This is a genomic window from Brevibacillus brevis, from assembly GCF_031583145.1.
GTDB lineage: Bacteria > Bacillota > Bacilli > Brevibacillales > Brevibacillaceae > Brevibacillus > Brevibacillus brevis_E.
The window spans coordinates 5,168,260-5,181,999 of the sequence record NZ_CP134050.1; the positions used below are offsets into that span (position 1 = coordinate 5,168,260).

The 13,740-nt window shown below is 54.0% G+C and carries 11 protein-coding genes; 1 reads left to right on the plus strand and 10 read right to left on the minus strand.

Annotation, left to right across the window (positions count from 1 at the left end; translation table 11 throughout):
- Nucleotides 1–235 precede the first annotated feature (235 nt).
- Nucleotides 236–787 carry a hypothetical protein gene (locus RGB73_RS25635; RefSeq protein ID WP_310765868.1) on the plus strand — a complete coding sequence of 184 codons (552 nt, stop codon included), beginning with the start codon at nucleotides 236–238 and terminating at the stop codon, nucleotides 785–787.
- A gap of 223 nt (nucleotides 788–1,010) precedes the next feature.
- Here RGB73_RS25635 and sufB read toward each other — a convergent pair whose 3' ends face one another.
- From sufB to RGB73_RS25685, 10 genes are all read right to left on the minus strand, one after another.
- Nucleotides 1,011–2,408 (minus strand): Fe-S cluster assembly protein SufB, encoded by a 1,398-nt coding sequence (sufB, locus tag RGB73_RS25640; RefSeq protein ID WP_310765870.1) that lies wholly within the window; start codon nucleotides 2,406–2,408, stop codon nucleotides 1,011–1,013.
- 37 nt (nucleotides 2,409–2,445) lie between these two features.
- Complete coding sequence (gene sufU / locus RGB73_RS25645) at nucleotides 2,446–2,883, minus strand: Fe-S cluster assembly sulfur transfer protein SufU (RefSeq protein ID WP_310765872.1); 438 nt, start codon at nucleotides 2,881–2,883, stop codon at nucleotides 2,446–2,448.
- The gene (locus RGB73_RS25650) at nucleotides 2,870–4,096 is read right to left on the minus strand and encodes a cysteine desulfurase (RefSeq protein ID WP_310765874.1); all 1,227 of its coding nucleotides are present in this window, start codon (nucleotides 4,094–4,096) and stop codon (nucleotides 2,870–2,872) included. The genes sufU and RGB73_RS25650 overlap by 14 nt, the downstream gene beginning before the upstream one ends.
- Complete coding sequence (sufD, locus tag RGB73_RS25655; protein ID WP_310765876.1) at nucleotides 4,096–5,394, minus strand: Fe-S cluster assembly protein SufD; 1,299 nt, start codon at nucleotides 5,392–5,394, stop codon at nucleotides 4,096–4,098. Before sufD ends, RGB73_RS25650 begins: the two co-directional genes overlap by 1 nt.
- 21 nt (nucleotides 5,395–5,415) lie before the next feature.
- Nucleotides 5,416–6,204 carry a Fe-S cluster assembly ATPase SufC gene (gene sufC / locus RGB73_RS25660; RefSeq protein WP_310765878.1) on the minus strand — a complete coding sequence of 263 codons (789 nt, stop codon included), beginning with the start codon at nucleotides 6,202–6,204 and terminating at the stop codon, nucleotides 5,416–5,418.
- Nucleotides 6,205–6,643: 439 nt separating this feature from the next.
- The gene (locus RGB73_RS25665; protein ID WP_310765880.1) at nucleotides 6,644–8,119 is read right to left on the minus strand and encodes an alanine/glycine:cation symporter family protein; all 1,476 of its coding nucleotides are present in this window, start codon (nucleotides 8,117–8,119) and stop codon (nucleotides 6,644–6,646) included.
- Between the two features lie 211 nt (nucleotides 8,120–8,330).
- On the minus strand, nucleotides 8,331–9,536 hold the full coding sequence (locus tag RGB73_RS25670) for an MFS transporter (protein ID WP_310765882.1): 1,206 nt from the start codon (nucleotides 9,534–9,536) through the stop codon (nucleotides 8,331–8,333).
- 57 nt (nucleotides 9,537–9,593) lie between these two features.
- Complete coding sequence (locus tag RGB73_RS25675; protein ID WP_310765884.1) at nucleotides 9,594–10,373, minus strand: IclR family transcriptional regulator; 780 nt, start codon at nucleotides 10,371–10,373, stop codon at nucleotides 9,594–9,596.
- A gap of 287 nt (nucleotides 10,374–10,660) precedes the next feature.
- Nucleotides 10,661–12,238, minus strand: a complete 1,578-nt coding sequence (pckA, locus tag RGB73_RS25680) for a phosphoenolpyruvate carboxykinase (ATP) (RefSeq protein WP_310765886.1) — start codon at nucleotides 12,236–12,238, stop codon at nucleotides 10,661–10,663.
- Nucleotides 12,239–12,548: 310 nt separating this feature from the next.
- Nucleotides 12,549–13,691 carry a M20 peptidase aminoacylase family protein gene (locus tag RGB73_RS25685; protein ID WP_310765888.1) on the minus strand — a complete coding sequence of 381 codons (1,143 nt, stop codon included), beginning with the start codon at nucleotides 13,689–13,691 and terminating at the stop codon, nucleotides 12,549–12,551.
- Between the last annotated feature and the right edge of the window lie 49 nt (nucleotides 13,692–13,740).

A 13,740-nucleotide genomic window follows, 5' to 3' on the forward strand; every position in this document is an offset into this window, starting at 1 on the left:
GGCCTTTGTTCTATGTCGCACCCATTCGATTGAAAAGGACACCTTGCGTTTATACCGAGTCAACGCAGGATTAACATTGACTTACTCAAGTCTAGATACTCTTGCCTAATAAAGAACCTAAATTATATGCTGGATTTGGGTATAGCTACGCCAAAATCCCCGACACCCTAGAAAAAGTTATCAGTAAGGATCGGTTGCTACACTTGAAAAGGCAGGCCTATTACTTAAAGAAGTCATGGGTGAATTGGAAATCTATTTCGACCATACAAGGCAAGGACCTATCACTGAGCAACGCTTTTTACAAGAAGAGCAACGATACGTAGAACTGTTTTATCGACTTTGGGCAAAAAGCAAGGTTACCATCTATACAAATTTACACGATAAAGAGATTGCCTACATCAAACAGCCACTAACTCCTAACGAAATCAATCTGTTAGATCAAATTATTCAGAAGACCAAGCCCAAGGATCTGGACGATTGGTATAGCTTTGTCGATAGTAACAGACTGGATGAAATCGATCTGCTTGTTAGATTAACGCTGCGTGATAAAATCTCTACGTGTTTCATTTTCCCCAGTATAAAGACTGTACTTTGGTCAAACGGTCTATGCTACTCCGTTTATCTTGGGGATCTTTCTTCCGCAAGCTTATTACAACTTTTATGCACGACCAACGGGATCTACCTCAATTCAAATCCACAGAATCAGCAAAAGCTCCTTGGATTATTCCAGGGAGCTTTTGTGAGTTCCAAACATCTATCCAAAATGATGCACAACTCAGGCCGCTAACAAGGGCTTGCCTTCGTCCTTCATGAATGCCCAAGCCAACCTCTTGAGCCAGATAAAAATAAAATACGTGTCCGAGTGAAAAGTCACTGCAGACACGTATTTACATGTTACCAAGAAAATTGAGGACGATTCGCTATCCCTTTACGAGCGATACGTCAAAATTTAGGGGGCAAAATGGGGGCAAGCCCATTTTTGAAGCCCGGAAACCCTTGTGGTGCAAGGGTTAACCGATACTTCCCTCCATCTCGAACTTGATCAGACGGTTCATCTCAACCGCATATTCCATCGGCAGTTCTTTGGTGAACGGCTCGATGAAGCCCATGACGATCATCTCGGTCGCTTCCGCTTCGGACAGACCGCGGCTCATCAGGTAGAACAGTTGGTCCTCGGACACTTTGGAAACAGTCGCTTCGTGTTCCAAGGTGATGTTGTCGTTCATGATCTCGTTGTACGGGATCGTGTCGGACGTGGACAGTTTATCGAGAATCAGCGTATCGCACTTGATGTTGGACTTGGAGCCTTCCGACTTGCGTCCAAACTGCGACAGGCCGCGATAGGTTACTTTTCCGCCATCGCGAGAGATGGACTTGGAAATAATGGTGGACGTGCAATCCGGTGCCAGGTGGATCATTTTGGCGCCTGCGTCCTGGTGCTGTCCTTTTCCTGCTACAGCGATGGAGAGAACCGTACCTTTTGCGCGTGGGCCTTTCATGATGACCGCCGGATATTTCATCGTCAGCTTGGAACCGATGTTGCCGTCGATCCATTCCATGTTCGCATCCGCGTAAGCAACCGCGCGTTTAGTTACGAGGTTGTATACGTTGTTGGACCAGTTTTGGATCGTCGTGTAACGGCAGCGAGCACGCTCTTTTACGATGATCTCTACTACTGCGGAGTGCAGGGAGTCTGTGCTGTAGATCGGAGCAGTACAACCTTCTACATAGTGCACGAAGGAGTCTTCATCCGCGATGATCAGCGTGCGCTCGAATTGACCCATGTTCTCGGAGTTGATGCGGAAGTACGCTTGCAGCGGAGTTTCTACTTTTACGCCTTTTGGTACGTAAATGAAGGAACCGCCGGACCATACTGCCGAGTTCAGGGCAGCAAACTTGTTGTCTGCCGGAGGAATGACCGTGGAGAAGTATTCCTTCACGATCTCCGGGTACAGCTTCACTGCGGAGTCCATATCGCAGAACAGGACGCCCAGCTTTTCGAGGTCTTCCTGCATGTTGTGGTACACGACTTCCGATTCGTACTGAGCGGATACGCCGGCGAGGAATTTTTGCTCCGCTTCCGGAATCCCCAGTTTGTCAAAGGTCGCTTTGATTTCCTCAGGCACTTCATCCCAGCTGCGTCCTTGTTTTTCGGACGGCTTGACGTAGTAGGTGATGCTGTCGAAGTCGAGGTCGTCCAGATCGCCGCCCCATTTCGGCATTGGGAGGCTGTTGAAAATGTCCAGAGCCTTCAAACGGAATTCCAGCATCCATGCTGGCTCGTCCTTGATACGCGAAATTTCTTCGACGATTTCGCGGGTCAGACCCTTTTTCGTACGGAATACGGATACGTCCTTATCGTGAAACCCGTACTGGTAATCCTGTATTTCAGGGGCTTTTTTAGCCATCGTTGCTCACTCCTTTTTCAATCGTATACATGAAACGCTATTCCTGCTCGGCCTGTTTGATGCCTTGCTCCAAAGCTTTCCAGGACAGAGTCGCACACTTGATACGGGCCGGGAACTTGGCGACGCCGGACAGGGCTTCGATATCGCCCAGATCCAGCGAATCGTCGATCTCCTTGCCCTGCATCAGATCCGAGAACGCGTGGGCGAGTTGGAGAGCTTCCTCCACCGACTTGCCCTTCACGGCATCCGTCATCATCGATGCGGAGGACATGCTGATCGAGCAGCCCTCGCCCAGGAATTTCGCGTCCACCACCTTGCCCTCCTCGACTTTCAGGGAGAGCGAAATGCTGTCGCCACAGGTCGGATTGTTCAGATTCACAATGAGTCCTTCGGATTCTTCCAGCTTTCCGCGGTTGCGCGGTTTTTGGTAGTGGTCCATAATGACGCGGCGGTAAAGATCATCAAGAGAAGACATTGCCGAAATACTCCTTCGTCTTCTTCAATCCCGCCACCAGTGCATCTGCGTCTTCCTCCGTATTGTACAGGTAGAAGCTGGCCCGTGCAGTAGCGGTACAATTCAGCCAACGCATCAGCGGCTGTGCGCAGTGATGGCCGGCCCGGACTGCAATGCCGTAGCTGTCCAGCACAGTTGCCAGGTCATGCGGATGCACCGAAGCCAGATTGAATGTTATTAAACTGCTGCGGTCCTCCTGCGGGCCGTAAATCGTCAATCCTTCGATCTCGCGCATTTGCTCCATCGCGTACTTCACGAGGTGCTTTTCATGGCGCTCGATGTTTTCCATGCCGATCTCGTTCAAAAAGTCGATCGCGGCTCCGAGACCAATAGCGCCGGCGATAATCGGAGTCCCCCCCTCAAACTTCCAGGGCAGCTCCTTCCAGGTGGAATCGTACAGTTCCACAAAGTCGATCATCTCGCCGCCGAATTCCATCGGCTCCACTCGCTCCAGCACCTCGCGTTTGCCGTAGAGGACGCCGATACCGGTCGGGCCTGCCATCTTGTGGGCGGAAAACGTGTAGAAGTCGCAATCCAGATCCTGGACGTCGATTTTTTTGTGCGGAGCGCCTTGCGCGCCGTCAACCAGCAGGAGCGCGCCATGCTGGTGCGCGATCTTCGCGATTTCCTTGATCGGAGTAGTATCCCCAAGTACGTTGGAAATATGGTGGATCGCGACGAGCTTGGTATTGTCCGTAATGGTCGCTTTCACGGCCTCCAGCGTGACGGTACCGTCCTCCGCCAGCGGAATGAACTTGAAGGTAGCTCCGGTCGCCTTGGCTGCTTGCTGCCAAGGAATGAAATTGGCATGATGCTCCACGACCGTAGTCACGATCTCGTCACCCGGCTTCAGAACCGCGCGAGCGTAGCCGTACGCCACGGTATTGATCGCCGACGTCGTTCCGCGGGTGAATACCACCTCGGCGGCTTCGCGTGCATTGATAAACGCGCGAACCTTCTCGCGCGCTCCTTCGTATGCATCCGTCGCCATGTTGCCCAAGGTGTGCACACCGCGGTGAACGTTGGAGTTGTAAGCCTTATAGTATTTATCCATCGCTTCCATGACCGGAATCGGCTTTTGAGAAGTCGCCCCGTTGTCGAGATAGACAAGCGGATGTCCGTTGACCTCTTGGTGAAGGATGGGAAAATATTTCCGAAGCTCCTTGGCGTCCATTAGCCTAACTTCCTTTCGAGCGCTTGGCGGAGCCTGTTCTTCACTTCTTCAACCGGGATCTGTGCCACGACCGGATCGAGGAAGCCCAGAATGATCAGGCGTTCCGCATTTTGGCGGGTAATGCCGCGAGACATCAGATAGTAGAGGGACTCTTCGCTCACGCGTCCGACAGAAGCCGCGTGACCCGCTTTGACATCGTCCTCGTCGATCAGCAGGATCGGGTTGGCGTCTCCGCGAGCTTTTTCGCTCAACATCAGGATGTTCTCAGCCTGCACGCCGTTCGCTTTTGTAGCGCCTTTTTCGATTTTGGTGATACCGTTCAAAATGCTGACTGCCTCTCCGGTCATAACGGCCTTGCTGACCATGTCGGATTCGGAGTTGGTACCGATGTGCTGCACCTGGGAAGTCAGGTTTTGGCGTTGGGAGCCCGTTCCTACGGAAATGGATTTGGTTTCGGCTGTGGAGCCTGTTCCTTGAAGGATCGTGGTGTTGTTCGCAACGGTGTTGCCGTCGTTCATCTCACCCAGGATCCACTCCATTTTTCCGTCGCGGTCTACAGTGGCGCGGCGGAAGCTGTAATCGTGCACTTCGGCGGACAGGGAGCGAACAGAAGCTACCTGCACAGATGCCCCGGCACCTACGAACACTTCCACGACACTGTTGGCCACCATGCTCGTACCTTCGCCGGAAACGAACGTATCCACGTAGTTCACCTTGCTGTTTGCTTCAGCCACGATCAGCACGTGCGGGCTCAGCAGCGCGTGATCTCCCGCTACTTCAAAGACAGCCTGCAGCGGCTCGTCGATCTCCACGTTTTTCGGAACGTACAGGAACACCCCGCCGTTCACCACTGCTGTGTGCAGGGCTGTCAGCTTGTGCTCGTCGTACTTAACGACTTCCCCAACGTATTTTTTTACCAGGTCGGCATGCTCCACCAGCGCTTTTGCAAAAGGCGCAAAGATGACGCCCTTGCTCTTCAGCTCTTCGGAAACGGCTTCGAACACAAGCGAAGCGTTCTTTTGCACCAACAGGTTTTTTACGCTGTCGACGTCGATTTGACCTTTGACCACGTCGCTCAGTTCCCCTGCTGTCGCCGCTTTGGCAACAGTCTGGAACGGATCGAACTCGGTTGTGTTCCATTTATCTATTTTCGTTTTCTCCAAAGCGGGCAGTTGCAGCTCTCCCGCCGCCTTCAGGCCGGCGAGGCGCTTTTCCAGGAACCAGACAGGCTCCTGATTGGCTTTGGAGTACTCGGTGATCGCTTCGGAGTCGAAGCGGAGCTGTACATCCACACTCATTTCACTGCTGCCTCCTTCTTCCTACACGTTGGCGTTTACGGTTTCGTCCTCGATGCCGAGCTCTTCCTTGATCCAGTCGTAGCCTTCCGCCTCGAGGCGCTCAGCCAGCTCAGGACCACCGGACTTCACGATACGACCCTGCATCATGACGTGTACGAAGTCAGGCTTCACGTAGTTCAGCAAACGCTGGTAGTGCGTGATGATCAAGAAACCGCGGTCAGCGGAACGCATTTCGTTGACGCCGTTCGCAACCACTTTCAGCGCATCGATGTCGAGACCGGAGTCGATTTCGTCGAGGATACAGAAGGTTGGTTCGAGAAGCATCATTTGCAGGATCTCGTTGCGCTTTTTCTCCCCGCCGGAGAAGCCTTCGTTCAGGTAACGGTGAGCGAACGAATCATCCATTTCCAGCGTGCTCATTTTCTTGTCCATCTCGCGGATGAACTTCATCAGGGAAATTTCGTTGCCTTCGCCGCGGCGCGCGTTGATTGCGGAGCGCAGGAAGTCGGAGTTGGTTACACCGCTGATTTCGGACGGGTATTGCATCGCGAGGAACAGGCCTGCACGTGCACGCTCGTCTACGCTCATTTCCAGCAAGTCTTCCCCGTTGATCAGCACTTCGCCGGCGGTTACCTCGTATTTCGGGTGACCCATCAGTGTGGAAGCCAGCGTGGATTTACCGGTTCCGTTTGGTCCCATGATGGCGTGGATTTCTCCGCCCTTGATCTCGAGGTTCATACCTTTGAGGATTTCTTTGTCCTCGATCTTGGCGCGAAGGTTTTTTATTTGCAAATGCGGTACTGCTGTCATCTGAATTCCCTCCATAAACGTCAGAAGTGAGTGGGTTAATTCTCAATCCATTCTCAATACCCATCTTATAATAAGAATAATTATAAATCAAGGAATGAAACATATCTGTAATTTTTAAATCATTATATTTAGAAAGTCAGGGTTTGGCGACTGTGAAACGCCTGAACTCTCCCTCCCTTCTGGAACATTTTTCCCCCACGTGCGACTGCCAATACCTTCCCTGCACGTCCGGAAATCCGAGCGAATTCCATCATTCTATTTTCGCCAGAACTCTGCACGCACACAAGAGAAAAATGCGTGAAATGACCCGTGAGGTACAATTTGGCAGCCTGCAGGCAGCCGAGACGGCCGCAAAAGCCAAAAAAGGCGTCCCGAAGCGCACACGTCGCGCCACGAGACACCAGCTTCTTTCTACTGGAAAATAATTTTGTCTATTCTGCTACGCGCCGCTCTTTCTGAGCTTCACGTCGTCCGCCTCGGGATGCACGTATTCCTTTTCCCAGAAGTCGGCATCCGGCACCCCTGCTTTCACCGGATCAAAGACAGGGTCCTTGCCTTCCCGCTTTTGCGCCTCGTAATCCTTGAGGACGCGCAGTGCCGGCTTGGTGAGCAGCAGGATGGCGATCACGTTGAGCCACGCCATGCTGCCGACGCCGATATCCCCCAGCGTCCAGGCCAGGCTGGCGGATTTCACGCTGCCGTATACGACCATCGCCATCATGAACAGTTTCAAGACGTACTCTGTCCACACGCGCTTCGCCTTGCCGTTCAGATAGGTCAGGTTGGTCTCCGCCATATAATAGTAAGCCATGATCGTCGTAAAGGCGAAAAACAGCAGCGCAATCGCGACGAACGGCGAACCGAAGCCCGGAAGTACGGATTCGACGGCCAGCTGCGTGTAGATCGGACCGGGTTCGACATTCCCCAGCTTCTGAACGATCGGCTCGGCTCCTTCCGGGGTCACATTGTACATGCCCGTGATCAAGATCATGAAAGCCGTGGCCGAACAGACGAACAGCGTATCGACGTACACCGAAAACGCCTGCACAATCCCTTGCTTGGCCGGGTGGGACACTTCTGCGGCAGCCGCAGCGTGCGGAGCTGTCCCTTGGCCCGCCTCATTCGAATAGATCCCCCGCTTTACTCCCCACATGATGGCGGAACCGAGGATTCCCCCAAACGCTGCCTCCGTCCCAAACGCACTATTAAAAATGAGAGCAATCATGCCTGGAAGCTCTGAGATGTTGAGGAAAACAATCAGCAAGGCGATCAGGATATACCCCAGCGCCATGAAAGGGACGACGATTTGCGCCACGTTTGCGATGCGTTTGACCCCGCCGAAGATGATGGCGCCCAGGATCAGCGCCAGAACGATTCCCGTCACCCACGGATTGATGCCAAAAGCGCTCTCCATCCCGGAGGCTATGCTGTTGGCCTGAACGCCGGGAAGAAGGATGCCGGTGGCGATCACAGTCACGATGGCAAACAAGACCGCGTACCATTTGGCCTTGAGCCCTTTTTCGATGTAGTACGCCGGTCCGCCGCGGAACTGCCCGTCATGCTTGGTTTTGTAGACTTGTCCCAGCGTCGCCTCGACAAAGCCCGAGGCCGATCCGAGAAAAGCCATGACCCACATCCAGAAGACCGCTCCCGGTCCCCCGAACGCAATGGCGGTGGCCACTCCGGCGATATTGCCCGTGCCGACCCGCCCCGACAGCGCCATCGACAACGCCTGAAAAGACGAAACGCCGGCATCGGAGCTCTTTCCGTCAAACATGAGGGTGATCATGTCCTTCATTTGACGGACCTGGAGAAATCGGGTGGCAATCGAATAAAACAGGCCGGCTCCCAGACACAAATAGATCAGTGCCTGGCTCCAAATCAAATCGTTCAACCACGTCACAACTTGTTCCAATGAATTCCCTCCTTTTTCCATCCCTTATTGAATTATAAAATATTTTATTTTTATTCACCACTTTTTATTATTCAAAATGATAGAAAGAGCGAAGATGTTTTTCGACGAAATAAGCTTCCTGAAAAAAAAGAGCCGCCGGATTGCTCCGACGACTCTTTGCAGCGCTTCCTACTTTTCATTTCTCGCAAGGATACATTGGCGCGGCCAACCGCTAGGCTTGCGGCTCCCCCGTCTTCCTGTCCCAGGCCAGACTGACCAGGGACAAAAGCAATCCGCATAAAGACAGCAGCGCGCCAAACCACGGAAGCTCCGCCAGTCCGACATGCGTAATGACCAGTCCGCCCAGGAAAGCCCCGCCGGCATTGCCGAGATTGAGAGCGGAATGGTTGGATGTGGATGCGAGCGCAGGGGCGTCCTTTGCCAGCGTCATGATCCGCACCTGCAAGCCGGGCAGCACGCAAAACGCCGCCACGCCCCAGATGAAGATCATCAGTACGGTCGCCGCCGGGATCCGCTCGACGAGCCCCAGGATCACCAGCACGACTACAAGCAAAGCGAAGGTGCCGATCATCGTCGGCATCAGCTTCCAGTCCGCCAGCCGACCGCCCAAAATATTGCCGAACGTGACGCCGAAGCCAAACAGCACCAGAATCCAGGCCACGCTATGCTCGGCAAAGCCCGTCACCTGGATCAGAATGGGGGCGATGTAGGTAAAGACCAAAAAGAGGCTGCTGCAGCCGATCGCTCCCGTGCCCAGGACGAGCAGCAGCTTGGGCTGAATCAGCGCGCGAAACTGCCTCACGAGACTGGATGACTGATCCTGGCGAATGGCCGGAATGAGTACGGCGATTCCGAGGAGCGAAATGATTCCCATCGCCACAACCGCTCCGAACGAAGCTCTCCAGCCCAAGTGCTGGCCGATGTAAGTGCCAAACGGGACCCCGATGATATTCGCCACAGTCAATCCCGCCATCATCATGGAGACAGCCGCAGCTCTCCGATGGGGTGCCACCAGATTGGAGGCAATCACCGAGCCGACACCAAAAAAGGTGCCGTGGGCGAGTGCCGTGAACAGCCGTGCCCCCATCAATACTGCATAGTTCGGCGCCAGTGCCGCCACGGTGTTCCCGATGATGAACAGCACCATGAGCAGGCAGAGAAGCAGCTTTTGCGGCAGGCGATGAGTCACTACCGCCAAAATGGGAGCACCGATCGCTACCCCGAGCGCGTAGCTCGTGATCAACTGCCCCGCCTGGGCGATGGTGACGTCCAAATCGTGCGCCACATTGGGCAGAAGCCCCATGATGACAAACTCCGTCATGCCGATCGCAAATGCACCTGCTGTCAGCGAAAAGAGCGAAAGGGGAAAGCGCTCCTTTTTCGCAGCCGTTCTCGGCATGGTCTGCAATGATTCCATGTTTGGTTCCTACCCTTTCTGGCGCTCTCGCTTCCATCCGGGAAACCGTCGAACCGTCTACTCATCTGCCCGCAGGACTGCACCCTCCAGCGAAAGCTGGCGGGAGATGCTTTCTGCGCATTCTTTGACGAGTCGGCTATGGTAGACGTCTTTTTCCTTGCTCACGCGCAAGGAAGGACCCGAGATGGCGATAGCGGCGATGACCGCACCGTGCTTGCGGATGGGAGCGGCGATACAGCGAAGGCCGATCTCGCCTTCCTCGTCATCCTCCGCATAGCCCGCCGCTCTGATCCTCTCCAGCTCGGCGGCAAAAGCCTCGCGAGTGACAATGGTCCGGCTCGTTTTCGGCGTCAGCTCGATACGGTCCAGCACCCACTCCTGCCTTTTTGCAGGCTGAAAGGCGAGGATGCACTTGCCGATGGCGTCGTGATGCAGCGAATGGCGATCTCCTATCTTCGCATGTGTGCGAGCGGCGTAATGGCCGTCGATCACATGGGTGGTGACCATCTCCGTCCCGCTGATCACGCCGCAAAAGACTGTCTCGTCCGTCTTTTTGCTGAGCGCGAGGAGCTGCGGCACCGCAATCCAATCCATTTCAAAAGACGGCGCCACTCTCTCGCCCAGCAGCTTGATTCTCAGCGATTCCGCTACCTCGTACCGGTTGTTTGCGTTTCTGGCGATGAATTGCTGCTGTTCGAGCGTGTGGATCAGACGATAGGTCGTACTCCTGTTAATCTTCAACGTATCAATGATTTCCTGAATGGACAGATTCGGGCGTTCGAGGATGAGCATGAAAACATCCAGCCCCTTCTTCAATGTGCCCACTTCATTTTTCACCGGTATCACCACCACGATTTCCCGAAGCAAAAAAGCTTTCCGAGCGCCGGAAGTTTTGTGCCCCAAAATTATAGTCCCGCACCTGGGATGTGTCAAATATAGAGACTAAACCAATGTTTTTTCTCTATTATAGGGATTTTTTTAAAAAGAAGCACACCATTGACCCTCCCGGCGGTAACGCTCCATTCAGGACCTGAACACGGCCGTACGATGCGCATAAAAAAACGGCTAGACATCTTTGTCTAGCCGTTCCTGATCTGGCTTTTCTGCTCACGCCAGCCGTCTGCTTACGCTTTCGGACCCGCTTTTGCGATATCGGTCGCATTCGGGAATTTCTTTTGGAAGTTTTCGATGAAGCGGCTTGCCAAATCTGCAGCTTGCTTGTCGTACGCTTCCTTGTCTGCCCATGTGTTGCGCGGCAGCAGCACTTCTGCAGGCACATTCGGGCAAGTCGTCGGCACTTGCACGCCGAATGTCGCATCTGTCTCGTAATTCACCTTCGCCAAATCACCGTTCAAAGCTGCTGTCACCATGGCACGCGTGTAGGACAGCTTCATGCGGCTTCCTACGCCCACCGGGCCGCCAGTCCAGCCCGTGTTTACGAGGTAGACCTGGACGTTGCGCTCGTCGATCTTCTTGCCGAGCATTTCCGCGTACACTACAGGGTGCAGCGGCAGGAACGGTGCGCCGAAGCAGGTGGAGAACTCGGTTTGCGGAGCGGTGATGCCGCGCTCTGTCCCTGCCATTTTGCTGGTGTAGCCGGACAGGAAGTGATACATCGCCTGTTCCTTGGTCAGCTTGGAGATCGGAGGCAGTACGCCGAACGAATCAGCGGTCAGGAAGACAATCACATTTGGCTGCCCTGCTACGCCTGGGATGACGGCGCCCGAGATCATGTCGACCGGGTATGCCGCACGAGTATTCTCCGTATACTTATCGCTGTCGTAGTCTGCTTTGCGGGTATCGCTGTCTACGTCTACGTTTTCCAGAACGGTCCCGAACTGAATCGCGTTCCAGATTTGCGGTTCGCCTTCTTCCGAGAGCTTGATGCACTTTGCATAGCATCCGCCTTCGATATTGAACACGCCATTGTCGGACCAGCCGTGCTCGTCGTCACCGATCAGGAAGCGGTTCGGGTCAGCGGACAGAGTCGTTTTTCCTGTGCCGGAAAGGCCGAAGAACAGGGCTACGTCCCCTTCTTGGCCGACGTTTGCCGAGCAGTGCATGGACAAGACATTGCGTTCAGGCAGCATGAAGTTCATGACGCTGAAGATCGATTTTTTCATTTCGCCCGCATACTCGGTACCGCCGATCAACACGGTTTTGTGCTCGAAGCTCAGGACGATGAACGTTTCAGAGTTCGTTCCGTGAACAGCCGGGTTTGCTTTGAAGTTCGGTGCATATACTACGGTGAATTCCGCTTCGTGGTTCGCCAGTTCTTCTTCGCTCGGACGGATGAACAGCTGGCGGGCGAACAGATTGTGCCAAGCATATTCGTTCACGACGCGGATCGGCAACCGATACGTCTGATCCGCGCCAGCAAAGCCGTCAAACACAAACAGTTCTTTTCCTTGCAGGTATTCGAACACGTCTTGCTGCAACAGCTGGAATTTTTCCGGGGAGATTGGTTGGTTGACGGGACCCCAGTTGATTTTATCGTGTACGGAAGCTTCGTCCACCACAAATTTGTCCTTTGGCGAACGGCCTGTAAACTTGCCTGTCAGCGCATTGAGCGCCCCTTTGTCGGTCAAAACCCCTTCGCCGCGCTTCACTGCCATTTCTACGAGCTTCGCAACTGGCAGGTTGTTGTGCACCGTAGCCGTTGCCAGAATGTCAGCAAGCTTGTGAACTGTGTTGGTTTCCATGAGTGAACGATCTCCTTCCCAAAATGTATATCCATTTGTGACTTTCTAATTGTCGTTCAATTTGTAATTAGTATATCACATTTAGCTAAATAAGCTACATAATTTTAGTCTCGGTTTTGGAGAATGTGTGAATAACCGCTTAGGAAGCACTGAATCTAGGATTCCCAAGGACTCACTTTTCTTCTCGGCCAAAGACGAAGCCGCGGCAGTGAAATGCTGGGCGGGAAAAACGGGTGAACCGAGCATACCATAAAAATCCCGGCACCAAAAGGTACCGGGCTAAGACTGTCACGATTTTGTATCATCTTCTTCACACGGAAGCGAATGTCCGGACGACCACGTTTGCCAAAATTTCCACACCCTGGACCAGAGCAGACCGATCAAACTGCATGTGCGGATGGTGCAATCCCGGAGTCAGGTCGCAGCCGAGCGCGAGCATCGTCGCCTTGATCTGCGGCCTCATCACCGTATAGTAATGGAAATCCTCGGCGCCTGGACTTACAGGAGCTGGACGCAGGTTGTCCGGCCCCAGCACGTCGATGATGGCTTGCTCCATCAGTTGCTTGGCTTCGTCATGCACTTCGGCTGCTACCATGCGAGAGCCTTCCTGCACGTCGATCTGCGCTTGATACGTGAGGGCGACGCCTTCGATCACCTGGCGCACCCTTCTCAGCAGATCGTCCATGGCCTGGTTGGTTTGTGCCCGCAGGTCCAGTGCAAAACGAGCCTTGTCCGGGATGATATTGTAGCTCTCCCCTCCCGCCTGCAGCATCGTCATCTTGACAGTCGCCGGCACGGTCGGGTCGGTATGGACTTGCCCGATTCCCGTGACGATGGCGCTGGCAGCCTCGATAGCATTGATGCCCAGATGCGGACGAGCGCCGTGCGCGGACACTCCGGTAATTTCGCCGTACAAAAACATGGCTGCTCCATTGTAGATCGCGGGTCCGGCTGTGCCTCCCCTCGTTTCCTGAATCGGTCGCAGATGCACGCCGTACAGGTAATCGATGTCGTCCACGACACCCTTTTCCACGAACTTCAAAGCGCCTGTGCCTTTTTCTTCCGCAGGCTGAAACAAGATCTTCACTTTGCCCGGAGGCTGGTACCCGGATGCGATCAACGCCTCTACCGCTTCTACGATCAGCGTCATATGCGCATCATGCCCGCAGGAATGGTTGGCTTTCCATTCTCCGTCCACTTCCTGCCACAGCGCGTCGATATCCGTGCGCAGTCCCACCACTGGCTTGCCTTCTCCCCACTCCGCCACCAAGCCTGTACAATCGTCAAAGGTCGTGACGCGCAGACCGAGTGCGCGCATCCTTTCCGCCAGATAGCGCGTCGTATGGACTTCCTTCCAGCTGATCTCCGGATTTGCATGCAAATGACGGAATGTTTCGGCAATCGCCGACTCACGAGTACGTACCGCTTGTTTCAATGACATTGTCGTGGACATCGCCCGCGCCTCCCTGTTTCTTTCCTTTCTTTCCATTATAGCACAATGC

What these genes read in the sequence shown, in the direction of transcription:
- RGB73_RS25670 (WP_310765882.1), bottom strand. Translation starts at nt 9,536, where the DNA reads ATGGAATCATTGCAGACCATGCCGAGAACGGCTGCGAAAAAGGAGCGC.
- sufC (WP_310765878.1), bottom strand. Translation starts at nt 6,204, where the DNA reads ATGACAGCAGTACCGCATTTGCAAATAAAAAACCTTCGCGCCAAGATC.
- RGB73_RS25635 (WP_310765868.1), top strand. Translation starts at nt 236, where the DNA reads ATGGGTGAATTGGAAATCTATTTCGACCATACAAGGCAAGGACCTATC.
- pckA (WP_310765886.1), bottom strand. Translation starts at nt 12,238, where the DNA reads ATGGAAACCAACACAGTTCACAAGCTTGCTGACATTCTGGCAACGGCT.
- sufB (WP_310765870.1), bottom strand. Translation starts at nt 2,408, where the DNA reads ATGGCTAAAAAAGCCCCTGAAATACAGGATTACCAGTACGGGTTTCAC.
- sufU (WP_310765872.1), bottom strand. Translation starts at nt 2,883, where the DNA reads ATGTCTTCTCTTGATGATCTTTACCGCCGCGTCATTATGGACCACTAC.
- RGB73_RS25685 (WP_310765888.1), bottom strand. Translation starts at nt 13,691, where the DNA reads ATGTCCACGACAATGTCATTGAAACAAGCGGTACGTACTCGTGAGTCG.
- sufD (WP_310765876.1), bottom strand. Translation starts at nt 5,394, where the DNA reads ATGAGTGTGGATGTACAGCTCCGCTTCGACTCCGAAGCGATCACCGAG.
- RGB73_RS25650 (WP_310765874.1), bottom strand. Translation starts at nt 4,096, where the DNA reads ATGGACGCCAAGGAGCTTCGGAAATATTTTCCCATCCTTCACCAAGAG.